Below are 26996 nucleotides of genomic sequence, written 5' to 3' on the forward strand. Positions count from 1 at the left end.
CTCGCACGGGTCAGGCCAGCCAGGGCTCGGGACGGCCGACCTCGCCGAGGAACCCGTCGAAGGCGTCGCGCAGGGCGGCCGCCAGGCGCAGGGGATCGTGGTGAGGCTGGCCGTCCCCCGTCCGGACCTGCCGCAGGAGCACGCGCGCGCCCACCTGCTGGGCGGCGTCGATGAGGTCGTCGATGTCGTCGGTGGCCGTGGGATCCGCCACGACGACATCGAGTTTGAGGTCGGGGGCGTGCTCGCGCAGGACGCGGACGTGGTCCGCCGTCGTCATGGCGTCCGTCTCCCCGCGCTGCCGGGCGAGGTTGAGCACCAGCGCGCGGTGGGCGTCCGTGGTGACCAGCGCGCGGTGCAGATCGGCGACCAGCAGGTGGGGGATGACCGACGTGTACCAGGAGCCCGGCCCGAGCACCACCCAGTCGGCCCGCCCGATCGCCTCCAGCACGGCCGCAGGCACGGGCGGGTTCTCGGGGATGAGCCGCACGTGGCGCACCGTCCCGCGGGCGACCGCCACCTCGGCCTGTCCGCGAACCGTGTAGACGCGCCCCTCGTCCTCCAGCTCCGCCTCGATGTCCAACGGCACGGAGGCCATGGGGAGGACCCGGCCCTGGGCGCGCAGCAGCCTCGCCACCCAGTCCAGCCCTTCGACGGGATCGCCGAGCAGCTGCCATAGGCCGGCGATGAGCAGGTTCCCCAGGGCGTGGCCGTCCAGCGCGCCCGAGGTGCGCAGGCGAGTCTGGAGGACGTCCCGCCAGGTCAACCCCCACTCGGTCTCCTCACACAGGCTCGCCAGAGCCATCCGAAGGTCACCCGGGGGCAGGATGTCCATCTCGGAACGGAGGCGGCCGGAGGACCCGCCGTCATCCGCGACCGTGACGACGGCGGTGAGGACATGGGTGATGTGGCGCAGCGCCCGCAGGGTCGCCGAGAGCCCGTGCCCCCCTCCCAGGGCGACGACCTCCTGGCCCGTCTCGCCGCGCTGAGCCCATCCCTCCGCGTCCAGGTAGGACATCATTCCCTCCCCAGGTCGCGATGGAGGACCCTCACAGGGAACCCGCGTTCGCGCAACCGCTCGGCGATGAGTTCCGCGACCGCCACCGAGCGGTGCTTGCCGCCCGTGCAGCCGACCGCGATCGTGACGAAGGGCTTGAGCTCGGTGAGGTAGCCGTCGAGCATGGGCGCCAGCAGGTCCGCGTAGCCGCAGGCGAAGTCGCGTGCCCCGGGCTGGTCGAGCACGTAGTCCGCGACCGCCTTGTCGCGTCCGGTGAGGTGTCGCAGCTCGTCGATCCAGTAGGGGTTCTTGAGGAAACGCACATCGAGGACGTCGTCGGCGTCCAGCGGCAGGCCGTATTTGAAGCCGAAGGACTCGACGGTGAGCTGGAGGGGGCGCTCCCCCTCTCCCGCGATGACGTCGCGGATGTGGCGGGACAGGTCGTGGACCGACATCCGCGTCGTGTCGATGACCTCGTCGGCGCGGCGGCGGAGGGGCGCCAGCAGGACGTCCTCGGCGTGGATGCCGTCCAGGACCGTGCCGTCGCCCTGGAGAGGATGGGGGCGCCGGTTCGACTCGTACCGGCGCACCAGCGTCGCCTCGTCGGCCTCCAGGTAGATGATCCGATAGAGGACCCCCTGGGCCCGGAGCGCGTCCAGCGTGGCCGAGAGGTCCATGAAGAAGGCGCGGGAGCGCACGTCGACGACCACCGCCAGCCGGTGGACGCCCGCCTCCCCGCCGGGGGACATCATCCCCACCAGCGCCGGCAGCATCGAGGGGGGCAGGTTGTCGACGACGTACCAGTCGAGGTCCTCCAGCGCCCGCGCGGCCTGGGACCGCCCGGCCCCCGATCGGCCGGTGATGATGAGCACCTCATTCGTCGGCGACGTGGCCGCCCCGGGCAGTGAGTCCAGCAGCGGGATCCCGTTCGGCACGGTCTGCGGGTCCTCGTTCGTCATGCCCCCAAGGATGCCATTGATCGGCCCGTCACGTGCGGGCGTCCCCCAGCCGCGCCCGGATCAAGGCCGCCAGCTGCGGCCCGATCCCGGGCACCTCGGCGATCTGCTCCTCCGTCGCCGCCCGCACCCGCTTGACGGAGCCGAAATGGCGCAGCAGCGCCTTCTGTCGCGCGGGGCCGAGCCCGGGGATGTCGTCGAGCACGGACCGCGTCTGCCGGGCGCCCCGGCGCCTGCGGTGCTTCGTGATCGCGAATCGGTGCGACTCGTCACGCAGATGCTGCAGGAGGTACAGGGCTGCCGAGGACCTCGGGAGGATGAGTGGGAACTCGTCGCCGGGCACCCACACCTCCTCCAGGCGCTTCGCCAGACCGATGACCGCGATGTCCACCCCCATCCCGTCCAGAGTCGCGCGCGCGGCGTTGACCTGCGGCAGGCCGCCGTCGACGACCACGAGGTCGGGGCGGTAGGAGAACCGTCGGGGCCGTCCCGTCCCGGCGTCGACCGGGCCCGACTGGAAAGCCACGCCGTCCTCGTCCTCACCCTCGAGGCCCGACTCCTCGGCGAGCAGACGCGCGAAGCGGCGGTGGAGGACCTCGTCCATCGCCGCCGTGTCGTCGGGGACGCCGTTCCCGTCCGGACCGCGCAGATTGAAGGTGCGGTAGGCGTCCTTGCGGGGGACTCCGTCCTCGAAGACCACCATGGAGCCGACCTGGTCCTGCCCCTGGGTGTGGGAGATGTCGTAGCACTCGATGCGCAGGGGGGCGGCGGGCAGGTCGAGGTCCTCCGCGAGCTCCTCCAGCGCGCGGGAGCGCTGCGTGAGGTCGCCCGCCCTCCTCGTGCGGTGGAGCTGGAGCGCCTGGGCCGCGTTCTCGCGCACCGTGCCCATGAGCTGCGCCTTGGGCCCGCGGCGCGGGACGCGCAGGCGGACGCGGGCGCCGCGCAGGCCGGAGAGCCATTCCTCGATGACCGGGCCGTCCTCCGGCATGACGGAGACGAGGACGTCCCGGGGGATCGCCTGGGTCGGCGTATGGGCCACGTCGTCGACCGAGGTCGCGTCCGCCTGGCCGGTCGGCCGGCCGCGCAGCGGACGCGGCGCCTTCGGCATGTCTCCGTAGACCTGCTGGAGCAGCCGTGCCATCAGAGCGTCGGGCGGCGTGTCGTCGGCGCGGTCCACCACCCATCCGCGTGTGCCCCGGATGCGCCCCCCACGCACGTGGAAGACGTGGACGGCGGCATCCAGCTCGTCGGTGACCAGGGCGAAGACGTCGGCGTCCGTCCCGTCGTCCAGCACCATCGCATTACGTTGGAGGACCTTCTCCAGGGCCGCGAGGTCGTCCCTGCGGCGCGCCGCCCGTTCGAAGTCCAGCGCCGCCGACGCCTCTCTCATCTCCTCCTCGAGCCGGCGCATGACGGGCCGGGTGCGTCCCTCCATGAACTCGCAGAGGTCCTCGGCCAGGCTCCGGTGGTCGGCCTCGGAGATCCGGCCCACGCACGGGGCCGAGCACTTGTCGATGTAGCCGAGGAGGCAGGGCCGGCCCTGTGCCTCCGCCCGGCGGAAGACGCCCGCCGAGCAGGTGCGCACGGGGAAGACGCGCAGAAGCAGGTCGATGGTCTCGCGGATGGCCCACACCTGCGTGTAGGGCCCGAAGTATCGACTGTCCTTGCGGCGGGCCTCCCGGGTGATGTGGACCCGGGGGTGCTGCTCCCCCATCGTCACTGCCAGGTACGGGTACGACTTGTCGTCGCGGTACATGACGTTGAAGCGCGGGTCGAACTCCTTGATCCACGTGAACTCGAGGGTCAGGGCCTCGACCTCCGTCGCCACGACGGTCCACTGGACGCTCGCCGCCGTGAAGACCATCTGCTGGGTGCGCGGATGGAGGTTCGCGGGATCCTGGAAGTAGTTGGTCAGGCGGTTGCGCAGGTTCTTCGCCTTGCCGACGTAGATGACCCGCCCCTCCGCGTCGCGGAAGCGGTACACGCCCGGATCTGTCGGGATGTCGCCCGTCCGGGGCCGGTAGGTGCTGGGGTCTGCCACGCAGGACAGAGTAGCCGCGCACGGCGCGCCTCCGCTGATACCGTGACCGCGCGATCCGCCCCCGATGAAGGAGCTCCCCGTGCCCACCCGTCGCGCCGCCCTCTCCGCCCTGGCCCCAGGGGCGGTGGCGGCACCGGCGGTCGCCGGCGCGCGCGTCGCCGTCCTCACCCGGTCGACCGACGTCGACGCTCTGGCCGCCGCCCAGCAGGAGGTCGTCGGCCTGGCCCGCTGGGCCATCCGGCTGTCGGCCGGGGCGACGGGAGGCCAGGCTCAGGGACGGTAGGGGGCGTCCGCGGGGCGGATCGGAGCGGGAAGCTCCGTGCGCCCGCGCAGGTACTCGTCCACGGCGGCCGCTGCGGAGCGGCCTTCGGCGATCGCCCACACGATGAGGGACTGCCCGCGCCCGGCGTCCCCGGCCGCGAAGACGCCCGGATGCGACGTCGTGAAACGCTCGTCGCGGACGATGCGCCCGCGCCCGTCGACCTCCAGCCCCAGCTGCTCGACCAGTCCCTGCCGCTCCACCCCGGTGAAGCCCATCGCCAGGAGCACAAGCTGCGCGGGGATGAGCCGCTCCGTTCCCTCCACGGGTGTGGGGCGCCCGCCCTCCATCTCCACATCCACCAGCCGGAGCTGGGCGACGTGGCCGTCCCCGTCGCCGAGGAACTCGACGGTGGACACCGCGTAGAGGCGCTCACCGCCCTCCTCGTGGGCGCTCGCCACGCGGAACAGACGCGGATAGGTCGGCCACGGGTCCGCGGAGGAGCGCTCGTTCGGCGGCTGGGGCATGATCTCCAGGCTGGTCACCGACGCCGCGCCCTGCCGGATGGCGGTGCCCAGGCAGTCCGCGCCCGTGTCGCCGCCGCCGATGATGACGACGTCCTTGCCCTCCGCGCTGATCCACTGCGACGGGCCCGCGGCGTCCACGCCGTGCACGTGCTTCGTCGAGCGGGTGAGGTAGTCCACCGCCTGCTCGATCCCCGCCAGATCCCGTCCGGGGATCGGCAGGTCGCGCGGCACCGTCGAGCCCGTCGTCAGGACCACCGCGTCGAAACGCTCGAGCAGGTCTTCCCCCGTGAGCTCGGAGCCCACGTCGACGCCCACATGGAAGCGCGTTCCCTCGGCCCGCATCTGCTCCAGGCGCCGGTCGAGCACCGCCTTCTCCATCTTGAACTCCGGGATGCCGTAGCGCAGGAGCCCTCCGGCGGCGTCCGCGCGCTCGAACACGGCGACCGTGTGGCCCGCTCGGGTGAGCTGCTGGGCGGCGGCCAGGCCCGCCGGCCCCGAGCCGACCACCGCGACGGTGAGCCCCGTGAGGCGCTGCGGGATCTGCGGGGTGATCCAGCCCTGGTCCCAGGCGTGGTCGACGGCCGTGTGCTCGACATTCTTGATCGTCACGGCGGGCTGGCTGATCGCCAGCACGCAGGCTGCCTCACAGGGGGCGGGGCACAGCCTGCCGGTGAAGTCCGGGAAGTTGTTCGTCGCGTGGAGCCGCTCGACGGCGTCGCGCCAGTCGTCGCGCCAGGCCAGCGTGTTCCACTCGGGGATCAGATTGCCCAGAGGGCAGGCTGCGTGGCAGAAGGGGGTCCCGCAGTCCATGCAGCGTCCGGCCTGGCGTTCGACGACGCCGATATCCTGGCCCTCGAACACCTCGTGGAAGTCCCGGATGCGAACCGGGATCGGACGATGTGCCGGCAGCTCGCGCTCCCGGATCTTCAGGAAACCCTGTGGATCAGCCACGGGACACCTCCAGGATCTTGTTCCACACGGACGCGTCGCCCGCGTCGACGCCCTCGGCTTCGGCCTGGGCGAGGACGGTCGTCACCCTCGCGAACTGGAGGGGCTCCAGCCGGGTGAAGCGGGCGAGCGAGGCGGGCAGGTCGTCGAGGAGCCCCTGGGCGACCGCTGAGCCTGTGAGCTCGACGTGGCGTCGCAGCAGCTCGGTGACGTGCTCCCCATCGGCGTCGCCCAGGCCTGAGACGTCGAGTTCCTCCGCCGCCTGCGGATTGAGCAGGTCGCGGTCGAAGTCCAGCAGATAGGCGATCCCGCCCGACATGCCGGCGGCGACGTTGCGTCCGGTGGATCCCAGGATCAGCGCCTCCCCGCCCGTCATGTACTCCAGGGCGTGGTCGCCGGTCCCCTCAGCCACCAGCGTCGCCCCGGAGTTGCGGACCCCGAAACGCTCGCCCACCCGGCCGGAGACGAACAGCTCCCCTGAGGTCGCGCCGTAGCCCAGGACGTTGCCGGCCACCGTGTTCTCCGCCGCGGCGAACTTCGCGGTGCGCGCGGGACGCACCGCCACCGTCCCACCGCACAGGGACTTGCCGACATAGTCGTTGGCGTCGCCCTCGACCGTGATCGAGACGCCCTGCGGCAGGAACGCGCCCAGCGACTGCCCGGCCGACCCCGTCAGGCGGATCGAGATCGTGTCCGCGGCGAGCCCGTGGTCGCCGTAGCGCCGCGCGATCTCGTGGCCGAGCATCGCGCCGATGGTGCGGTCCGTGTTGTGGATCTCCGACTCGATGGCCACGGGCTCGCCCCTCTCTAGCGCCGGAGCCGCCAGCGTGATGAGCCGGCGGTCGAGGACGGAGTCGAGCTGGTGGTCCTGGGGGCGCACCTGGTGCAGGGAGGATCCGGGCCGCGGCTCGATGCGTTGGAAGACCGGGGTGAGGTCCAGGCCCTTCGCCTTCCAGTGCCTGATCGCGTCGGAGACGTCCAACAGGTCGGAACGGCCCACGGCCTCCTCCACGGACCGCAGCCCCAGGGAGGCCAGCAGCTCGCGGACCTGCTCGGCGATGAAGGTGAAGAAGTTGATGACGTACTCGGGTTTGCCGGTGAACCGGGCGCGCAGCTCCGGGTTCTGCGTGGCGACTCCGACCGGGCACGTGTCCTTCTGGCAGACCCTCATCATCACGCATCCGGCCGTCACCAGCGGAGCGGTGGCGAAGCCGAACTCCTCCGCCCCCAGCAACGCGGCGACGACGACGTCGCGCCCCGTCTTCAGCTGCCCGTCGGCCTGGACGACGATGCGGTCTCGCAGGTCGTTGAGGACCAGCGTCTGCTGGGTCTCGGCCAGGCCGATCTCCCAGGGGGCGCCCGCGTGCTTGAGGGAGGTCAGGGGGGCCGCCCCCGTTCCGCCGTCCGCCCCGGAGATGAGGACGACGTCGGCCCGGGCCTTCGACACGCCGGCCGCGACGGTGCCCACCCCGACCTCGGAGACGAGCTTGACGTGGATCCGCGCCTCGGGATTCGCATTCTTGAGATCGGAGATCAGCTGCTTGAGGTCCTCGATCGAATAGATGTCGTGGTGGGGCGGCGGCGAGATCAGCCCGACGCCCGGCGTCGAGTGACGCACCTCCGCCACCCACGGGTAGACCTTCCGGGCCGGCAGCTGGCCGCCCTCGCCCGGCTTGGCGCCCTGGGCCATCTTGATCTGGATGTCCGTGGCATGGGTCAGGTAGTCGGCCGTCACCCCGAAACGACCGGAGGCCACCTGCTTGATCGCGGAATTGCGCAGAGGGTCGCGCAGCCGTTCGGCGGACTCCCCGCCTTCGCCCGTGTTCGAGCGCCCACCCAGGGTGTTCATCGCGATCGCCATCGTCTCGTGCGCCTCCGGCGAGATCGACCCGAAGGACATCGCGCCAGTCGCGAACCTGCGGACGATGGAGGAGACGGGCTCCACCTCCTCCAGCGGCACCGGCTCGACGTCCTCCGTGCGCAGCCGCATGAGCCCCCGCAGCGTCATGAGCTGCCTCGACTGGTCGTCGACCCCGTCCGTGTAGGCGCGGAACACCTGGTGGGACTGGGTGCGCGTCGCCGTCTGGAGGCGGGCGATCGTCTCGGGGTTGAACAGGTGCGCCTCACCCTCCCGACGCCACTTGTACTCGCCGCCCACCCCGAGGGTGCGGTGGGCCGGGGAGATGCCGGAGGGCGGATAGGCGACCTCATGGCGGGAGGCCACCTCCGCGGCGATCACGTCGAGGCCGATCCCGCCCAGCGGGCTCGACGTCCCGGTGAAGTAGCGGTCGACCAGGCCCTGGTCCAAGCCGATCGCCTGGAACACCTGGGCCCCGCAGTAGGACGAGACCGTGGAGATGCCCATCTTCGACATGACCTTCAGGACGCCCTTGCTGAACGCCTTGAGCAGGTGCTGGACGGCCTGGGCGGGCGTCGTGGCGTCGAGCATCCCCTGGCGCGCGAGGGACTCCACGGCCTCCATCGCGAGGTAGGGATTGACGGCGGAGGCGCCGTACCCGATGAGCAGCGCGACGTGGTGGACCTCGCGGACGTCGCCGGCCTCGACGGCGAGGCCGACGCGGGTGCGGGTCTGGCGGCGCAGCAGGTGGTGGTGCAGGGCCGAGGTGGCCAGGAGCGAGGGGATCGGAGCCATCTCGGCGTTCGACTCCCGGTCGGAGAGGACGAGGAATGACACGCCCTCCTCGATCGCCTGGTCGGCCTGGGCGAAAAGGTCCTCGAGGGCGGCCTCGAGCGCCTCTCCCCCGCCGGAGACGCGGTACAGGCAGCGCAGCACGCGGGAGGTGAAGCCCTTGCCGGCGCGGGCGGAGCCGATGTGGACCAGCTGGGCGAGCTGGTCGGAGTCGACGACCGGCGCGTCGATGACGATCTTACGGGCGTGCTCCGGACCGTCCTCCAGGAGATTGGGCTTCGGGCCGGCCGTCGTCCCCAGGGCGGTCACCAGCTCCTCTCGGATCGCATCGAGCGGCGGGTTCGTCACCTGGGCGAAGAGCTCGGTGAAGTAGTCGAAGAGGAGCCGCGGGCGCGAGGACAGCACGGCCGCCGGCGTGTCCGACCCCATCGAGCCCAGCGCCTCCGCGCCGCCCACGGCCATCGGCGTGAGGACGACGTCGAGGTCCTCCTGCGTGTAGCCGAACTCCTGGAGTCTGCGCAGCACCGAGGACCGCGAGTGGTCGGTGTGCTCGCGAACCGGGAGGTCGGTCAGTCGCACCAGGCCCTCGTCCAGCCACTCCTGCCAGGGGCGCAGGGAGGCGAGCCCCTGCTTGATCTCCGCGTTCGGGACGATCCGCCCGGAGCCGAGGTCGACGAGGAACATCGTGCCGGGCTCGAGGCGGCCCTTCGCGCGGACCTGGGACTCGGGGACGTCCAGCACGCCGGTCTCGGAGGCGAGGACGACTAGGCCGTCCTCGGTGACCATCCACCGCCCCGGACGCAGGCCGTTGCGGTCCATGACCGCGCCGATGAGCGTGCCGTCCGTGAAGGTGACGGCCGCCGGCCCGTCCCACGGCTCCATGATCGTGGAGGCGTACTGGTAGAAGGCGCGCAGAGACGGGTCCATGCGCGCGTCGTTCTCCCACGCCTCGGGGACCATCATCGCGATGGCCTCCGGCAGCGAGCGCCCCGCGAGCACCAGGAGCTCGAGGACCTCGTCGAGGGAGGCCGAGTCGGACACCGCGTCGGTGGTCACCGGCAGCAGCGGGGCGATGTCGCCCAGGACGGGGCTGGACAGCTGGCCCTCGCGGGCGCTCATCCAGTTGCGGTTGCCGCGCACGGTGTTGATCTCCCCGTTGTGGGCGACCATGCGGAAGGGCTGCGCCAGCCGCCACGAGGGGAATGTGTTGGTCGAGAAGCGGGAGTGGACCAGCGCCAGGTGGGAGGTGAGCGCCGGATGGCCCAGGTCTTCGAAGAAGGCCGGGAGCTGCATCGTGGTGAGCATGCCCTTGTAGATGAAGGTGCTCGTGCTCAGACCCGTCATGTAGACGCCGGCCTCGTGCTCGGCCCGCCGGCGCACCCGGTAGGCGGCGATGTCGAGCGCGCGCCCGCTCCGTCCACCCTGCTGGTCGGTGACGAGCAGCTGGCGGAACGTCGGCATCGAGCCGCGCGCCGTGGGGCCGACCGGCGCGTCGTTGACCGGGACGTCGCGCCAAGCCAGCACGCGCAGCCCCTCCTCCCGGACGATCCTCTCCACCGCCGCGACCGCGCGGGAGAGCTCGACGCGCCCCTCGTGGGCACCGGGCAGGAACACGAGCCCCGCCGCGTAGGCGCCGGGCCGAGGCAGATCGGGCCGGATGACCTCCCGGAAGAAGCCGTCGGGGATCTGGATGAGGATGCCCGCGCCGTCCCCGGAGTTCTCCTCCGCGCCCACGGCCCCCCGGTGGTCGAGCTTCTCGAGGGCGTGCAGGCCCTGCTCCACGATCGTGTGCGTCGGGGGTCCCGTCAGCGTGGCCACGAAGGCGATGCCGCAGGCGTCGTGCTCGTTGGCCGGGTCGTACAGGCCCAGACGGCCGTCCGGCTGGATGCGACCACCAATTGGATCGTTCATAGGTCCCCCTCAAGGAACGCGCGGACAGGGGATGATGCACGCTGCGGGGCGGACGAACAAGGTCATCCCCCATTCAAAGCGCCGTCAACGGTGTGTCGGCGGATATCAAGGATGCCGCCACGGGTGACACCCCGCGCGAGGGCGACCAGCATGCGGACGAGCCGTCCGGACCCGCCCAGCGCGGCCGGTACACTGGACTTTGTCAGTGGTTTACGTAATCTTGACGGGTCCGCATTCCTGCGGGGTGCGGACGTCATCCTCACTGTCACCGTTCTGCCACACGGGAAGGACCTTTCATGTTCACCAACTCCGACGAGGTCGTGGACTTCATCGACCGCGAAGGCGTTCAGTACGTCGACGTCCGCTTCTGCGACCTTCCGGGCGTCCAGCAGCACTTCACGATCCCCGCGGCCCAGTTCACCGGCTCCGCCCTGGAGGACGGACTGATGTTCGACGGCTCATCGGTGCGCGGATTCACCGCCATCCACGAGTCCGACATGAAGCTCATCCCGGACCCCACCTCAGCCTTCGTCGACCCCTTCCGCTCCGCGAAGACCCTCATCGTCAACTTCTCCATCGTCGACCCCTTCACCGACGAGCCCTTCTCGCGCGACCCCCGCCAGGTGGCCGCCAAGGCCGAGGCCTACCTCGCCTCCACGGGCGTCGCGGACCAGTGCTTCATCGGCGCCGAGGCCGAGTTCTATCTCTTCGACGACGTGCGCTACCAGGTCGGCCCGGGATCCACGTTCTACTCCGTGGACTCCGAGGAGGCCGCCTGGAACACGGGACGCAAGGAGGAGGGCGGCAACCTCGGGTACAAGCTCGCCACGAAGGGCGGCTACTTCCCTGTTTCGCCCAACGACCACTTCGTCGACCTGCGGGACCAGATGGTGACGAACCTCATCGCCGCCGGCCTGGACATCGAGCGCGCCCACCACGAGGTCGGCTCCGCCGGGCAGCACGAGATCAACTACCGCTTCGCCACGCTCAAGCAGGCCGCGGACGACATGATGAAGTTCAAGTACATCGTGAAGAACACGGCCTGGGAGTTCGGCAGGACGGCGACCTTCATGCCCAAGCCGATCTTCGGAGACAACGGATCGGGCATGCACACCCACCAGTCCCTGTGGAAGGGCGGCGAGCCGCTGTTCTACGACGAGCGCGGCTACGGCTCCCTGTCGGACACGGCCCGGTGGTACATCGGCGGCCTCCTGCGCCACGCTCCGGCGCTGCTGGCCTTCACGAACCCCTCGGTCAACTCCTACCGCCGCCTGGTTCCCGGCTTCGAGGCCCCGGTCAACCTGGTCTACTCGGCCCGCAACCGCTCGGCGTGCATCCGCATCCCCGTGTCCGGCACCTCGCCGAAGGCCAAGCGCATCGAGTACCGCGTCCCCGACCCCTCGGCCAACCCGTACCTGTCCTTCTCCGCCTGCCTGATGGCGGGCCTCGACGGCATCCGCAACCGCATCGAGCCGGCCGCGCCCATCGACAAGGACCTCTACGAGCTGCCGCCCGCCGAGTACGAGGACATCGCCAAGCTCCCCAGCTCTCTGGAGGCCGCCCTGGAGGCCCTGCGCGGCGACCACGAGTTCCTCACCGAGGGCGACGTGTTCACCCAGGACCTCATCGACACCTGGCTGGATTACAAGGAGACCAACGAGGTCGCGCCCATGCGCGCCTACCCGCACCCCTACGAGTTCCAGCTGTACTACAACATCTGAGTCCTCTTCCGGGTCCTTCCACGAGGGCGTCCCCGCCGGGCAGCCGTGTCCGCGCGGGGACGCCCTCGTCTGTCCCGTCGGAGGACGGCGCGCGCCCCGCGCTCGGCCCGGGTGCCGCCGCGGCACCGCCCGGACGGTAGAGTGGTACAAATATTGAGAATTCCGCTCCAGCCACGGAGGACAGATGAGGAAGCGCCGCGACGGGTCATACACCGAGAAGGCCCGCTACACCGTCTCCGACGACGCGACGATCCCCGGGATGCTCCGGCGGCGCGCCCAGGCCCGTCCCGGAGACGTCGTCGCCGAACGCCGCAGCGGTGTGGGCGCCAGCCGCCCCGTCACGGCCGCGGAGCTTCGGGCCCAGGTCGACGACGCCGCGCGTGGGCTCATCGCCCTGGGCGTGCGGCCCGGCGACTCGGTCGCCGTCCTGTCCTCGACGTCCTATGAGTGGATGGTCCTGGACCTGGCGATCCTCACCGCCGGCGCTGTGACGGTACCGATCTACGAGTCCGACTCCGCCGCCCAGATCCGCCACATCCTCACCGACGCCGATGTCGTCATGGCGGTCACGGCGACCTCCCAGCAGGCCGACCTCGTCCGCTCGGTGCGCGCCCGGCGCCTGCGCACCATCGTCTCCCTGGACCGCGGGGCGCTGCGGGCCCTCACCGGCGCCGCGCAGGAGGTCTCCGACGCCGATCTGGAGGCCCGCTTCTCCGCTGCGGGCGCGGACGACCTCGCGACGATCATCTACACGTCGGGCACCACCGGGGTGCCCAAGGGCGTGGAGCTCACCCACCGCAACTTCGTCGGCACCACCGAGGCCGTCCGCCAGGTCCTCGGCGAGGTCGTCGACTCCCCCGGCACCCGTCTCCTCCTGTTCCTGCCACTCGCGCATGTCCTCGCCCGCTTCGTCATGCACGCGGTGCTCTCGGGACGGGGGCGGCTCGGCTTCTCCTCGGATGTCTCCACACTCCTCCCGGATCTTCAGGCCTTCCAACCCACCGTCCTCATCGTCGTGCCCCGCGTCCTGGAGAAGGTGCTCAACGCCGCGTCTGCCCGCGCCGGCACCGGGATCCGGCGACGGGTCTTCTCCTGGTCGGCCCGCCAGGCGCGCCGCCAGGCCGCCGCCCGGGACACGCTCCTCGGCCCGTCGCTGGCCCAGCGCGTGCGGCACCGCATCGCGGACCGCCTGGTGCTCCGTAGGGTCCGCGAGGTCCTGGGGCCCCGCCTGCGGGTCGTCGTCTCCGGCGGCGCGCCGCTGGCGGATGACCTGGGCGGATTCTTCTCCGGGATCGGGATCACGCTGCTGCAGGGCTACGGGCTGTCGGAGACCACCGGCCCCATCGCCGTCCAGCGCCTCGGGGCCAATCCGGTGGGCACGGTCGGGCAGATCCTGCCCGGGAACGCCGTGAGGGTCGGGGAGGACGGGGAGATCCTGCTCTCCGGCGTGTCCGTCATGCGCGGCTATCACCGTCTGCCCGAGGCCACCGCCCAGGTCCTGGAGGACGGCTGGTTCCACACGGGCGACCTGGGAGGCGTCGACCGTCGCGGTCATCTGCGGATCACGGGGCGCAAGAAGGAGCTCATCGTCACCGCCGGAGGCAAGAACGTCTCCCCCGAGATCCTCGAGGACGCCCTCCAGACCCACCCCCTCATCAGCCACGTCATCGTCGTCGGCGACGCCCGCCCCTACATCGCCGCCCTCATCACCCTCGACACCGAGATGCTCCCCGTCTGGCTCACCGCCCACCACCTCCCCGTCGTCGACGCCGCACAGGCTGCCGACATGCCCGAGGTCCGCGAGTCCCTCGACCGCGCCATCGCCCGCGCCAACAAACAGGTCTCCCGCGCCGAGTCCATCCGACGCTTCCGCATCGTCGACGCCGTCTTCACCGTCGAGAACGGCTACCTCACCCCCAGCCTCAAACTCAAACGCAACGCCGTCCTACGCGACCTCGCCCCCGAGATCGACACCATGTACGCCCAAGGAGAAGCCGAAAAAGCCGCCGGACGACTCACCGCCAGGCGCCGCTCCCGCACCCCGCGCCGCGAAGGCTCCGGGGACCGGAACCCCTCGTGAGCGCGGGTACAGTGGTCTGGACCAATCATGGGGCCGCGCGTGTGCGGCAGGAAGGCGGAACGCCATGCCCGTGCGCCGGCTGAGCGACGGGAGCTGGGAGAACCCGGCCCTCTACGATGTCGACCCGGCGATGAACATTCCCCGGATGCTGGCGAAGCGGGCCGCGGACCACCCCGGTCAGGTCGCCGTCGAGCGCCGTACCGCCGTCGGCGCCTGGCGGCGCGTCACCATCGATGAGATGGTGCGCACGATCGAGGACACCGCCCGGGGGCTCATCGGCCTGGGGCTCCAGGCCGGGGAGTCCTTCGCGATCCTCGCGCCCACCTCCTACGAGTGGGCGCTGCTCGACGCCGCGGCCCTGTCCTGCGGCGCCGTGACGGTGCCCATCTACGAGACGGACTCCGCCGCCCAGATCCACCACATCCTCGCCGACGCCGGTGTCGTCATGGTGGTCACGGCGACCTCCCAGCAGGCCGACCTGGTCGAGTCCGTGCGCACCGGCTCCGTGCGCCGCATCTTCTCCCTGGACCGCGGCGCCGAGCGCGAGATCCTGCGCGCCTCGCGCTCCGTCGCCCCCGTCGAGGTCGAGACCCGCACGAACGCCGTGGGCATCCGCGATGCGGCCACGATCATCTACACGTCGGGCACCACCGGGGTGCCCAAGGGCGTGGAGCTCACCCACGGCAACTTCATCGAGAGCTTCGTCCAGGCTTACGACTTCCTCCCTCAGCTCATCGACGACCCGTCCTCGCGGTCCCTGCTGTTCCTGCCCGTCGCCCACGTCCTGGCCCGCTTCGTCATGTACGCCTTGCTCACCGGCCAGGGGCGCGTGGCCTTCTCCCCGAACACCCACAACCTGGTCTCCGACATCCGCTCGTTCAAGCCCACGATGCTCCTGGTCGTGCCCCGCGTCCTCGAGACCGTCTACAACCTGGCGTCCTCCAAGGCGTCGGGCCGCATGTCGCGGCTCATGTTCTCCTGGGCGGCCCACCAGGCGCGCGCCCTCTCCCAGGCCACCGCCTCCGGGGACATGGGCGAGGACGAGGACGCCCCCGGTGTGCCTTTCGGGCTGCGCGTGCGCCATGAGGTCGCCGACGCCCTGGTGCTCCACAGGGTCCGCGAGGTCCTGGGGCCCAATCTCACGACGATCATCAGCGGAGGCGCTCCCCTGGCCATCGATCTGGCCAACTTCTACCGCGGGATCGGGATCACGCTGCTGCAGGGCTACGGGCTGTCGGAGACCACCGGCCCCATCGCCGTCGAGCTGCCCTCCGACTTTCCGCCCGACTCCGTCGGTTTCGTCTGGCCTGGGAACCGGATGAGGATCGCCGAGGACGGCGAGCTGCTGCTTCAGGGCGTCTCGGTCACCTCCGGATACCACAACCTGCCCGAGGCCACAGCGGACGCCTTCGCCGACGGCTGGTTCCGCACCGGGGACCTCGCCAGCATCGACGACACCGGTCATCTGCGGATCACGGGGCGCAAGAAGGAGCTCATCGTCACCGCCGGAGGCAAGAACGTCTCCCCCGAGATCCTCGAGGACGCCCTCCAGACCCACCCCCTCATCAGCCACGTCATCGTCGTCGGCGACGCCCGCCCCTACATCGCCGCCCTCATCACCCTCGACACCGAGATGCTCCCCGTCTGGCTCACCGCCCACCACCTCCCCGTCGTCGACGCCGCACAGGCTGCCGACATGCCCGAGGTCCGCGAGTCCCTCGACCGCGCCATCGCCCGCGCCAACAAACAGGTCTCCCGCGCCGAGTCCATCCGACGCTTCCGCATCGTCGACGCCGTCTTCACCGTCGAGAACGGCTACCTCACCCCCAGCCTCAAACTCAAACGCAACGCCGTCCTACGCGACCTCGCCCCCGAGATCGACACCATGTACGCCCAAGGAGAAGCCGAAAAAGCCGCCGGACGACTCACCGCCGACGGTCACGGGGAGCAACGGTGACGTCGACGTCCCGTCCGGTGGCGCTCGTCACCGGGGCGACGCGGGGCCTGGGCCGGGCCATCGCCGACGTCTTGGCGCCCGACCACCGCCTTCTCGTGGGCGGACGCGATGCCGCCTCCGTGGAGGCCGTCGCCGCCAAGCTGCCCGACGCCCGTCCCTTCATCGCCGACCTCGCCGATCCGGCGTCGCTCGAGCGCGCCGTCGCCGAGCAGGTGGCGCCCCAGGGGCGCCTCGACGTCCTGGTCCACAACGCCGGCATCGCCGGGCGCGGCACCGTCGCCTCGACTCCGCGCGAGCAGTGGCGGCGCATGCTCGAGGTCGATGTCGTGGCCGTCGCCGACCTCACCCGGCTGGCGCTGCCCCTCCTGCGTGCGGCGGGCGGGCTCGTCGTCGTCATCAACTCGGGGTCCGGCCTGAGGGGCCATCCGGGGGATGCCGCCTACTGCTCGGCGAAGTTCGCGCTGAGGGGCCTCACCGAGTGTCTGCGGGAGGAGGAACGCGGGCGGGTGCGCGTCACCTCCATCCACCCCGGGCGCATCGACACCGACATGCAGGCCGCGCTCCAGGCGTCGGACGGCCGGGCCTACGATCCCGCCGAGCATATGGACGCCCGAGACGTCGCCGCGGCCGTGCGCCTCGCCGTCGACCTGCCGCCCTCGACCTCCGTGGAGGAGCTCACCGTCCGCCCGGTGCTCGCCCTGCGCTGACCGCGTCTCAGGCGGAGCGCCGCCTCCGGTCGCGTTCGAACACCGTCCGCAGGTATTCGCCGGTGAAGGACTCGGGGGACTCGGCCACCTCCTCGGGAGTGCCCTCCGCGATGACCTGTCCTCCGCCGGATCCCCCTTCGGGACCCATGTCGATCACCCAGTCCGCGGACTTGATGACATCGAGGTTGTGCTCGATGACGATGACGGTGTTGCCCTTGTCGACCAGGGACTGCAGCACGAGGAGGAGCTTGCGGATGTCTTCCGTGTGCAGCCCCGTCGTCGGCTCGTCCAAGACGTAGACGGTGCGCCCGGAAGAGCGGCGTTGCAGCTCGGAAGCCAGCTTCACGCGTTGAGCCTCGCCGCCCGACAGCGTGGTCGCCGCCTGCCCCAGCCGCACGTAACCCAGCCCGACCTCGACGAGGGTGTTGAGGTGGCGCGCGATGCGGGGGATCGAGCCGAAGAACTCCGCGGCCTCCACGATCGGCATGGCCAGGATGTCCGCCACGGTCTTGCCCTTGTAGTGGACCTCGAGGGTCTCACGGTTGTAGCGGGCCCCGTGGCAGACCTCGCAGGGGACGTAGACGTCGGGGAGGAAGTTCATCTCGATGCGGATCGTCCCGTCGCCCTTGCACGCCTCGCAGCGCCCGCCCTTGACGTTGAAGGAGAAGCGCCCCGGACCGTAGCCGCGGACCTTCGCCTCCGTGGTCTCGGCGAAGAGCTTGCGGATGAGGTCCCAGACGCCGGTGTAGGTGGCCGGGTTCGAGCGCGGCGTCCGACCGATCGGCGACTGGTCGACGTGGACGACCTTGTCCAGGCCGTCCGTCCCCGTCACCGACGTGTGGCGCCCGGGAACCAGCCTGGCGCCGTTGAGCCGGGAGGCCAGCGACCGATAGAGGATCTGGTTGACCAGCGTGGACTTGCCGGATCCGGACACGCCCGTCACCGCGACGAGACAGCCCAGCGGGAATCCGACCGTGATGTCGCGGAGATTGTGCTCGCGGGCGCCGTGCACGACGATCCGCCGCCCCGGGTCGATCGGGCGCCGAGCCTCGGGCGTCTCGATGCGGCGGCGCCCGGAGAGGTAGTCCCCCGTCAGCGAGCGCCGGTTGCGCATGAGGTCCTCGACGGTCCCCGAGTGGACGACCCAGCCGCCCTGCTCCCCCGCTCCCGGCCCGATGTCGACGACCCAGTCCGCCGACTCGATGGTCTCCTCGTCGTGCTCGACGATGATGAGGGTGTTGCCCAGGTCGCGCAGACGCTGCAGCGTCTCGATGAGGCGGCGGTTGTCGCGCTGGTGCAGGCCGATCGAGGGCTCGTCGAGGACGTAGAGCACGCCGACCAGGCCGGATCCGATCTGCGTGGCCAGGCGGATGCGCTGCGCCTCGCCACCGGACAGCGTGCCGGCTCCGCGCGAGAGGGTGAGGTAGGACAGCCCGACGTCGACGAGGAAATCCAAGCGGGCCCGGATCTCATGGAGGATCGGCATGGCGATCGTGCGCGCCCGGTCCTCCAGCTCGACCTCGTCCAGGTAGCCGCGCGCCTCGGAGATCGGCAGGTCGGAGAGCTCGGCGATGTTGAGCGCACCCACGCGCACCGCCAGGACCTCCGGACGCAGTCGGGCGCCGTGGCAGGCGGGGCAGGGCACCTCGCGCATGTAGGCGTCCATCCGGTCCAGGGTCCACTGGGACTCGGTCTCCTCGCGCTTGCGCTCGATGAAGTTGACCGCGCCCTCGAACCCGGTGGTGTAGGAGCGCTCCCGCCCCCACCGGTTGCGGAACTTGACCTTGACTTCGTAGTCCTGCCCGAAGAGGATCGCGTCGCGCGCCTCCTGCGGCAGGTCGGACCACGGGGTGTCGACGGTGAAGCCCATCTCCTTGCCCAGCGAGCGCAGCAGCTGCAGGTGGTACTTGAGGTTCGAGTTCCAGGGCGCCACCGCTCCCTTGGCCAGGCTGAGCCCCTGGTCGGGGACCACCAAGTCCGGGTCGACCTCCAGCCGGGAACCCAGGCCCATGCACTCCGGGCAGGCCCCGTAGGGCGCGTTGAAGCTGAAGGTGCGCGGCTCGATCTCCTCCAGCGTCAACGGGTGGTCGTTCGGACAGGATCGTTTCTCCGAGAAGCGCCTGCGGCGGTCCGGGTCCTCCGGATCGCGGTCGACCTGGTCGATGACGAGGAGCCCGTCGGACAGGCCCAGCGCGGTCTCCACCGAGTCCGTCAGCCGCTGGCGCATGCCCTCGCGCACGACCAGGCGGTCGACGACGACCTCGATGTCGTGCTTGAGCTTCTTCTCCAGGGTCGGCGGATTCTCCAGCCGGATCTGCTCCCCGTCGACGATCGCGCGGGCGAAGCCCTGGCCGCGCAGATCGTCCATGAGGTCCTGGTACTCGCCCTTGCGTCCGCGCACCACGGGCGAGAGCACCTGGAAACGTGTGCCCTCGGGGAGGGCGAGGACGCGGTCGACGATCTGCTGGGGGGTCTGGGACTGGATGCGGGCCCCGCACACCGGGCAGTAGGCGATGCCGGCACGCGCGTAGAGCAGGCGCAGGTAGTCGTGGATCTCGGTGATCGTGCCCACCGTCGAGCGGGGGTTTCGGGAGGTCGACTTCTGGTCGATCGACACCGCCGGGGACAGTCCCTCGATGAAGTCGACGTCCGGCTTGTCCATCTGCCCGAGGAACTGGCGCGCGTAGGAGGACAGGGACTCGACATAGCGGCGCTGGCCCTCCGCGAAGATCGTGTCGAAGGCCAGTGAGGACTTGCCCGACCCCGACAGGCCCGTGAAGACGATCATCTTCTCGCGCGGCAGTTCCAGGTCGACGCCCTTGAGATTGTGCTGGCGGGCTCCCCTGATGATCAGCGAGTCATTCACCCGTCGATCCTACGTTGCGCACACCCGGTTCGTACAGGTGTTCCATCCCACGTGCCGTCCGGGCGCCCGGCGCCCTCAGACCGCCGCCTTCTCCCGCCACGCACGGGGAACCTTCCCCTGCGGGGCGTCCACCGACCATAATTGAGGCATGGCCCTCTACGTCATCGAGTACACCTACGACCCGACGCTGATCTCCCTCATCCGCGACCACCGTCCGGCGCACCGCACGTTCCTGCGGGGCCTGCACGAGCAGGGCATCCTGGTGGCCTCCGGGTTCCTGCGCGACGACGCCATGAACGAGGGCGCCCTCCTGGTGCTGCGCGCTCCGAACGCCCGGAGGGCGCTCAGCCTGCTCGACGGCGACCCCTTCAACCAGGCCGGCTTCATCGTCGAGCGCCGCGTGCGCGAATGGACGCCGACCATCGGTGAGCACGCCGACGACTTCGACACGGAGTTCCCGATCTCCTGAGGGCACGCGCCGCCCGGGCGCCAAGCCCCACGCGCTTCAGGAGAGCGGGCCGGCGCCCGTGCGGGCCAGCAGGGCTCGGGCGATACGTTCCGGCTGCTCCACGGCCGACATGTGGCGCGCGCCCGGCACCCGGACCACTTGAACGTCCGGGCAGGCGCCCGCCCGCAACCGCGCCGCCAGCCCGTCCGCCGCCGCCCAGTCGAAGCCGGCGTCGTCCTCGGCCGCCACCAGCAGCGTCGGCATCGCCAGGGCGGCCAGCCCGGGTCGGGCGTCCGCGCCGGCGAGCACCTCGCAGCACTGGGCGTATCCCTCGTCGTCGCACCCGAGGAACTCCTCCCGGATCCGCCGGACCCATGTCCCGCCCGCGCCCCGGGAGAACGCCGGCGAGAACCAGCGGTCCATCGTCGCTTCCGCCAGCGACGCCGTCCCCTCGCGGCGGACCCGCGCCGCCTTGTCCCACCAGGCCTCGGGAGGCAGGTTGACCGGTCCCGAACTCATCACCGAGAGGGTGAGCACCCGTTCAGGTTCGGCCTCCGCCAGGGCGAGCGCCGTCAGGCCGCCCAGGGACAGGCCTCCCAAGTGGAACGCGCCGACGCCCGCCGCGTCCAGGGCCCGCATCAGCGCCCCCGTCAGCAGGCGCATCGTGAGGGGTCCCTCGCCGCGCAGCACCGGGGAGCCGCCGTGCCCGGGCAGGTCGTAGCGGATGACGCGCAGATGCGGCGCCAGCAGTGGGACGACGTCGTCCCACATGATGTGGCTGGATCCCAACGAGTGTCCCAGCACGAGGGCGGGCGCGTCCCCGGGTCCGTCGACCGTCAGCCGGAGGGCCTGTTCCGCGGTCATCGTGATCCTTCTCTCCGGCCCCGGGCGGGTACGGTGGGGCCCATGGCACTCTATGCGATCACCTACACCTATGACACCTCGCGCCTCGACGAGATCGCCCGCCTGCGCCCCGAGCACCGTGCCCATCTCGGTGCCCTCCACCGCGCGGGCGTCGATCTCGCCTCGGGGCCGTGGACGGACGGCGCCCCCGGCGCGTTGCTCCTCATCCGGGCCGAGTCCGCCCAGGACGCGCTCGACGCCGTGGCCGAGGACCCCTTCCACGTGGCCGGCCTGATCACCCGTCGGGAGGCCCGGGGCTGGGATCCCGTCGTGGGCGACCTGGCCTGAGGCGGCCCCCGAGCCGGTGGCAGACCTCGATCGCCAGGCAGGCCGCCGCTCCGAGCGCGCCGACGACGAGCCACTGCCCCGGCTCCGGCCATTCGAGGGCGAAGAAGCCCCGCGTGAGCGGGATCGACACGCCCGCGACGGCCCCGCCCGCCATCGCGGCCAGCAGCGCCGCGCGCCAGGGGACCAGCGGCCGGGCCGTGATCGAGACGAGCCACAGCGCCCCGGTGATGAGCGTCAGCGCAGCCAGGGTCTGCCCGGCCGCGGTTCCCGGTCCAGCCAGGGCGTAGGCTCCCAGCGCCGCCGCGGACAGCGCCAGTCCCGCCGGGACCGCCAACGACAGGGTCCGCCGCAGGAAACCGGGCAGGTACCGGCGTGTGTTGGGGCCCAGGGCGATGACAAACGCGGGGATTCCGATGGTGAACGCGTCGATGTAGGTGAAGTGGCGCGGCAGGAAGGGGTACGTCCATCCGGCGACCGCCGCCAGCACCGCGATCACCGCCGCATAGGTCGTCTTCGCCAGGAACAGGGACGACACGCGTTCCATGTTCGCCAGGATCCGCCGTCCCTCCGCGACGACGCCGGGCAGGACGGAGAACTCGCTGCCCACGAGCACCACCTGGGCGACCGCCTTCGTCGCCGACGCCCCGTTGCCCATCGCGATCCCCAGGTCCGCGTCCTTGAGCGCCAGCGTGTCGTTGACACCGTCGCCCGTCATCGCCACCGTGTGGCCCCGACGCTGCAGGGCGCGCACCATGGCGCGCTTCTGCTCCGGGGTGACCCTCCCGAACACGTCGTGGGACTCCACGGCGACGGCGAAGGCCTCGGACCCGGCGTCCTCGGGAAGCGTCCGCGCATCGCAGATCCGCAGGGCGCCCCCGTCTCCTCGTCTGAGTCCCGCCGCCCGCGCGAGTGTCCCCGCCGTCATTGGATTGTCCCCCGAGATCACGCGCACGCCGACGCCCTGGTCCGCGAAGTAGGAGAGTGCCTGCGGAGCGTCGGCGCGCAGCTCCTCCTCGAGGACCACGAGCGCCTCGGGGACGCGCCCTCCGGGGAGGCGCGCCTCCTGGGGCGCCGAGGCCGCCGGAGCGCGCACGAGCGCGACGACGCGAAGGCCCTCCCCCGCCCAGGATCCGGCGCGCTCCAGCGCCGCGCGGCCCCGCGGGTCGGCCTCGTCGAGCACGATCTCCGGGGCTCCGAGCGCCCACGCCGCGCGCCCGTCCCCCCAGGCGGCCCACTTGTGCGCCGAGGAGAAGGCGACCGACCACTCCCGTCCCGACCCGGGCGCCGGAACGTCCGGCGGCCCCAGGACGTCGGCGATCGCGCGCGACGTCGCGTTGTCCCGCGGCGCGCCCAGATGGGCGAGGGCGTCCCTGGCCCACGGGGACGGAGCGCCTCCCCCCGCGGCGCCGGTGATCGAGCGGACCCGCACGCCGCCCGTCGTCAGGGTCCCCGTCTTGTCGACGCACAGGGCGTCGACCCGGGCGAGGACCTCGATCGCGGGGAGTTCCTGGACGAGGACGCCCCGGCGCGCCAGCGTCGCCGAGCCCAGGGCGAAGTTCATGGACGTGAGCAGCACGAGCCCCTGCGGGATCATGCCGACGACACCGGCCACCGCCAGGACCAGCGCGTGGCGCCAGTCCGTTCCCCCCGCGACCCGCGTCTGGGACCACACCATGAGGACGACGACGGGGAGGATCGCCCATGAGATGACGCGCAGCACCGCATCCGTGCCCTGCTGGATCTCGGATGCGGCCAGGGAGAACCGCCGGGCCTGGCGGGTCAGCGACTGCGCGTAGGTGCCCTCGCCGACCTCCGTCGCGCGGAGCAGCGCCCGCCCGGCCACCACCGCGGTCCCGGCGAGGACCCGGTCCCCCTCCGCATGCGGGACGGGGGCGGACTCGCCGGTGAGCAGGGACTCGTCGACCTCCAGGCCGTGCGCCTCCAAGAGCGTCCCGTCCACCGGGATCTGGTCTCCGAGTCCCAGGTGGACGACGTCGTCGAGGACGATGTCGGCGACCGGGACCGTGACGTCCGATCCGTCTCGGACGACGGCCGCCCGGGGCTGGTCGAGGATCGCCAGCGAGTCCAAGGTGCGGGCCGCCCGGTACTCGGAGACGATCCCGATGACCGCGTTGAGCGCCATGACGAAGCCGAACACGGCGTCCTGGGGCTCGCCGACGGCCAACACCACGGCGACCGCGATCAGCAGGATCGCGTTGAACAGCGTCACCAGGTTCGCCCTCGCGATGGAGGCCAGCGACCGCGACGTCTGGGACCGCACGGCATTCGTGCGTCCCAGGCGCCGGCGTCCCTCGACCTGCGCCGCGGTGAGCCCGGTCTCCACTCAGCGCTCCGTGAGGACGTCCTCGGTCGCCGCCGCCTCCGACTGCCGCAGGGACCGCGATCTCAGCACCGAGGCGAGGACCGTGATGACGAGGGTCCCCGCGATGACGCCGAGCGACACGGGGATGCCGATGTCGGGGACCCCTTCCAGCCCCTGCCCGCCGTTGATGAAGGGCAGCGTGTTCTCGTGCAGCGCATGGAGGATCAGCTTCGCGCCGATGAAGGCGAGGATCACGGCCAGCCCGTAGTGGAGGTAGACCAGGCGCTCCATGAGCCCGTCGATGAGGAAGTAGAGCTGGCGCAGCCCCAGCAGCGCGAAGGCGTTGCAGGCGAAGACCAGGTAGGCCTCCTTGGTCAGCCCGAAGATGGCGGGGATCGAGTCGAAGGCGAACATGAGGTCGGCGGAGCCCAGCGCCAGCACGACGAGCAGCAGCGGCGTGAGGTAGGTCTTGCCGCCGTGGCGGTGGAGGAAGCGGTCGCCGACGAAGCCGTCCGTGACGGGGAAGACGCGGCGGATCGTGCGGACGAACTTGTTCTCGCGGTACTCCTCTCCCTCCGGCTCCTCCACCCCGGTTCCCTGGCGCACCTGGGAGTAGGCGGTCCACAGCAGCCAGGCGCCGAAGAGGAAGAAGATCCAGGAGAAGCGCTCGATGAGGGCGGCGCCGATGAGGATGAAGATGAGACGCAGAACGAGGGCGATGATGATGCCGCACATCAGCGCCTTCTGCTGGTACTCGCGGGGTACCCGGAAGGAGTTCATGATGATGATGAACACGAACAGGTTGTCCAGCGAGAGCGACCATTCGGTCATCCACCCCGCGTAGTACTCACCGGCGTAGGCGCCGCCGTAAACCCCCCAGATGACGAGCCCGAAGGCCAGGGCCAGTGCGACGTAGCCGAGCGTCCACGTCGCCGCCTCCTTCATCGTGGGGGCGTGGGCCTTCCGGACATGGCCGACCATGTCGACGGTGATGAGAGCGATGACGACGATGGCAAGGCCGATCCAGCCCAGCACGTGTACTTGCAACGGAGAACCTCTCGGATTGTGGGAGCCTGATCGAGGTCTGTTCCCACCCGCCAGGTGCCGGGTGGCGACGCCGAGCAGTCCGTGTCCGGCGGAGCCGGGACCGATCAGCCGAGATGACGGCGTCGCGCTTGTCGGGATTACTCCCCTCGGGGCACCAGTCTACCCCGGCCAGGCCGCCCCCTCCCTCCCGGGCACGCCCGGCCGTTCAATTCGCCCGGCGCATCTGGCGCAGCTCCTTCTTCAGGTCGGCGACCTCGTCGCGCAGGCGCGCCGCGACCTCGAATTGCAGGTCCTCCGCGGCGGCTCGCATCTGGGCGGACAGATCCTCGATGAGGGCGACGAGATCCTCCTCGGCTGCGCGGCCCAGACGCTCCCGGGCGCTCCGGGCGTCGGCCAGCGTCTCCTCCGACGCCCGAGCATGACCGATCGGACGGCCGGAGCGCTCCCGCCGGTAGCCGCCGGCGAGGAGCGCCTCGGTGTCGATCTGCTCCCGGGCGAGCATGTCCGTGACGTCGGAGATCTTCTTGCGCAGCGGCTGGGGATCCAGGCCGTGCTCGGTGTTGTAGGCGATCTGCCGGGCGCGGCGTCGTTCGGTCTCGTCGATGGCCGCCCGCATCGAGTCGGTGATCTCATCGGCGTACATGTGGACCTCGCCCGACACGTTGCGCGCCGCGCGCCCGATGGTCTGGATGAGTGAACGGGTCGAGCGGAGGAACCCCTCCTTGTCGGCGTCCAGGATCGACACAAGGGAAACCTCCGGCAGGTCCAGGCCCTCCCGCAGCAGGTTGATGCCGACGAGGACGTCGAACTTGCCCTGGCGCAGCTCGCGCAGCAGCTCCACGCGCCGGAGGGTGTCCACATCGGAGTGCAGATACTCCACGCGCACGCCGCGCTCGGCGAGATAGGTGGTGAGGTCCTCTGCCATCTTCTTCGTCAGCGTCGTCACCAGGACCCGCTCGTCGCGTTCGGCGCGCGCGCGCACCTGCTCGAGCAGGTCGTCGATCTGCCCCTCGGTGGGTTTGACGACGATCTTCGGATCCACCAGCCCGGTCGGCCGGATGATCTGCTCGACGACCCCGTCGGAGCGTTCGAGCTCATAGGGCCCGGGGGTGGCGGACAGGTAGATGGTCTGCCCGATGCGCTCCTGGAACTCATCCCATTTCAGGGGCCGGTTGTCCATGGCGGAGGGGAGGCGGAACCCGTGGTCGACCAGCGTCCGCTTGCGCGACATGTCGCCCTCGAACATGCCCCCGATCTGCGGGACGGTGACGTGGGACTCGTCGATGATGAGCAGGAAGTCGTCGGGGAAGTAGTCGAGCAGCGTGTGGGGCGGGGTGCCGGGCCCACGCCCGTCGATGTGGCGGGAGTAATTCTCGATGCCCGAGCAGGTTCCGATCTCCCGCATCATCTCCAGGTCGTAGGTGGTGCGCATGCGCAGCCGCTGGGCCTCGAGCAGCTTCCCCTGGGACTCGAACCAGGCGACGCGGTCCGTCAGCTCCTCCTCGATGCCGCTGATGGCTCGGGCCATGCGCTCCTCGCCTGCCACGTAGTGGGAGGCGGGGAAGATGTCGACCTGGTCGACCTCGCGGATGACGTCGCCCGTCAGCGGATGCAGGACGGCGAGCCCGTCGACCTCGTCGCCGAACATCTCGATGCGGATCGCGAGCTCCTCGTAGACGGGGATGATCTCGATCGTGTCCCCGCGCACCCGGAACGTGCCCCGGGTGAACGCCAGGTCGTTGCGGGCGTACTGCATGTCGACGAAGGACCTCAGCAGGTGGTCGCGGTCGATGCGCATCCCCCGGGAGAGCTCGACCATGCGCGCGACGTATTCCTCGGGCGTGCCCAGGCCGTAGATGCAGGACACCGAGGACACGACCACCGTGTCCCGCCGGGTGAGCAGGGAGTTCGTCGCGGAGTGGCGCAGCCTCTCGACCTCGTCGTTGATCGAGGAGTCCTTCTCGATGTAGGTGTCGGTCTGGGGGACGTAGGCCTCCGGCTGGTAGTAGTCGTAGTAGGAGACGAAGTACTCGACCGCGTTGCGGGGCAGGAGGTCGCGGAATTCGGCGGCGAGCTGGGCCGCCAGCGTCTTGTTCGGCTCCATGACCAGGGTCGGACGCTGGACGCGTTCGATGAGCCAGGCCGCCGTGGCCGTCTTCCCGGTCCCCGTCGCGCCCATGAGGACGACGTCCTGCTCCCCCGCCTGGAGGCGCTCGGCCAGCTCGTCGATCGCGGTGGGCTGGTCGCCTGCGGGCGAGTAGTCCGAGACGACCTGGAACGGGTTCTCCTGGCGCAGGACACGCGTGTTCGTGCTCATGCGTCCCACCGTAGGCCACGCCATGGGCATCTTCGAGGGCGGCCCCGCCGCCG

17 protein-coding genes are annotated in these 26996 nt (G+C 70.9%); 7 read left to right on the top strand and 10 right to left on the bottom strand.

Annotation, left to right across the window (positions count from 1 at the left end):
- Positions 1-10: 10 nt before the first annotated feature.
- From ACFQWG_RS04455 to uvrC, 3 genes are read right to left on the bottom strand one after another with little or no spacing between them, the layout of a single operon-like run.
- Positions 11-1015, bottom strand: coding sequence for a gluconeogenesis factor YvcK family protein (locus ACFQWG_RS04455; RefSeq protein WP_380976222.1), 1005 nt, complete (start codon positions 1013-1015; stop codon positions 11-13).
- The gene (gene rapZ / locus ACFQWG_RS04460) at positions 1015-1953 is read right to left on the bottom strand and encodes an RNase adapter RapZ (protein ID WP_380972506.1); all 939 of its coding nucleotides are present in this window, start codon (positions 1951-1953) and stop codon (positions 1015-1017) included. Before rapZ ends, ACFQWG_RS04455 begins: the two co-directional genes overlap by 1 nt.
- A 28-nt stretch (positions 1954-1981) precedes the next feature.
- The gene (gene uvrC, locus ACFQWG_RS04465; protein ID WP_380972508.1) at positions 1982-3991 is read right to left on the bottom strand and encodes an excinuclease ABC subunit UvrC; all 2010 of its coding nucleotides are present in this window, start codon (positions 3989-3991) and stop codon (positions 1982-1984) included.
- Between the two features lie 79 nt (positions 3992-4070).
- On the opposite strand from uvrC, the gene ACFQWG_RS04470 reads away from it, so the two are divergent.
- Positions 4071-4274 (top strand): hypothetical protein, encoded by a 204-nt coding sequence (locus ACFQWG_RS04470; RefSeq protein WP_380972511.1) that lies wholly within the window; start codon positions 4071-4073, stop codon positions 4272-4274.
- Here the strand turns inward: ACFQWG_RS04470 and ACFQWG_RS04475 are convergent.
- Both ACFQWG_RS04475 and gltB read right to left on the bottom strand, forming a co-directional pair.
- On the bottom strand, positions 4262-5728 hold the full coding sequence (locus ACFQWG_RS04475; RefSeq protein ID WP_380972513.1) for a glutamate synthase subunit beta: 1467 nt from the start codon (positions 5726-5728) through the stop codon (positions 4262-4264). The genes ACFQWG_RS04470 and ACFQWG_RS04475 overlap by 13 nt on opposite strands.
- On the bottom strand, positions 5721-10286 hold the full coding sequence (gene gltB / locus ACFQWG_RS04480) for a glutamate synthase large subunit (protein WP_380972515.1): 4566 nt from the start codon (positions 10284-10286) through the stop codon (positions 5721-5723). The genes ACFQWG_RS04475 and gltB overlap by 8 nt, the downstream gene beginning before the upstream one ends.
- A gap of 296 nt (positions 10287-10582) precedes the next feature.
- Between gltB and glnA the strand changes: the two genes are divergently transcribed.
- The 4 genes from glnA (at position 10583) to ACFQWG_RS04500 (ending at position 16751) form a co-directional block, all read left to right on the top strand.
- Positions 10583-12007 carry a type I glutamate--ammonia ligase gene (gene glnA / locus ACFQWG_RS04485; RefSeq protein ID WP_380972517.1) on the top strand — a complete coding sequence of 475 codons (1425 nt, stop codon included), beginning with the start codon at positions 10583-10585 and terminating at the stop codon, positions 12005-12007.
- A 184-nt stretch (positions 12008-12191) separates the two neighbouring features.
- Positions 12192-14087, top strand: coding sequence for an AMP-dependent synthetase/ligase (locus tag ACFQWG_RS04490; protein WP_380972520.1), 1896 nt, complete (start codon positions 12192-12194; stop codon positions 14085-14087).
- Positions 14088-14151: 64 nt separating this feature from the next.
- Positions 14152-16044 (top strand): AMP-dependent synthetase/ligase, encoded by a 1893-nt coding sequence (locus ACFQWG_RS04495; protein WP_380972522.1) that lies wholly within the window; start codon positions 14152-14154, stop codon positions 16042-16044.
- Positions 16041-16751, top strand: a complete 711-nt coding sequence (locus tag ACFQWG_RS04500; protein ID WP_380972525.1) for an SDR family oxidoreductase — start codon at positions 16041-16043, stop codon at positions 16749-16751. Before ACFQWG_RS04495 ends, ACFQWG_RS04500 begins: the two co-directional genes overlap by 4 nt.
- Positions 16752-16758: 7 nt before the next feature.
- Here the strand turns inward: ACFQWG_RS04500 and uvrA are convergent, their stop codons facing one another.
- Positions 16759-19617, bottom strand: a complete 2859-nt coding sequence (gene uvrA / locus ACFQWG_RS04505; RefSeq protein WP_380972528.1) for an excinuclease ABC subunit UvrA — start codon at positions 19615-19617, stop codon at positions 16759-16761.
- Positions 19618-19765: 148 nt separating this feature from the next.
- Between uvrA and ACFQWG_RS04510 the strand changes: the two genes are divergently transcribed.
- Positions 19766-20086, top strand: a complete 321-nt coding sequence (locus ACFQWG_RS04510; RefSeq protein WP_380972531.1) for a YciI family protein — start codon at positions 19766-19768, stop codon at positions 20084-20086.
- A gap of 36 nt (positions 20087-20122) precedes the next feature.
- Here ACFQWG_RS04510 and ACFQWG_RS04515 read toward each other — a convergent pair whose 3' ends face one another.
- Positions 20123-20929: an alpha/beta fold hydrolase gene (locus ACFQWG_RS04515; RefSeq protein WP_380972533.1), complete on the bottom strand. Its 807-nt coding sequence runs from the start codon at positions 20927-20929 to the stop codon at positions 20123-20125.
- Positions 20930-20971: 42 nt separating this feature from the next.
- Here ACFQWG_RS04515 and ACFQWG_RS04520 point away from each other — a divergent pair, with 42 nt between their 5' ends.
- Complete coding sequence (locus ACFQWG_RS04520) at positions 20972-21256, top strand: YciI family protein (protein ID WP_380972535.1); 285 nt, start codon at positions 20972-20974, stop codon at positions 21254-21256.
- Here ACFQWG_RS04520 and ACFQWG_RS04525 read toward each other — a convergent pair.
- The 3 genes from ACFQWG_RS04525 to uvrB form a co-directional block, all read right to left on the bottom strand.
- Positions 21204-23600: an HAD-IC family P-type ATPase gene (locus ACFQWG_RS04525; protein ID WP_380972538.1), complete on the bottom strand. Its 2397-nt coding sequence runs from the start codon at positions 23598-23600 to the stop codon at positions 21204-21206. The two genes, ACFQWG_RS04520 and ACFQWG_RS04525, sit on opposite strands and share 53 nt — an antisense overlap.
- On the bottom strand, positions 23601-24626 hold the full coding sequence (locus ACFQWG_RS04530; protein WP_380972540.1) for a TerC family protein: 1026 nt from the start codon (positions 24624-24626) through the stop codon (positions 23601-23603).
- A 205-nt stretch (positions 24627-24831) separates the two neighbouring features.
- Positions 24832-26943, bottom strand: a complete 2112-nt coding sequence (gene uvrB, locus ACFQWG_RS04535) for an excinuclease ABC subunit UvrB (protein WP_380972542.1) — start codon at positions 26941-26943, stop codon at positions 24832-24834.
- Positions 26944-26996: the final 53 nt, after the last annotated feature.

Source organism: Schaalia naturae, assembly GCF_042665795.1.
Taxonomy (GTDB): Bacteria; Actinomycetota; Actinomycetes; order Actinomycetales; family Actinomycetaceae; genus Pauljensenia; species Pauljensenia naturae.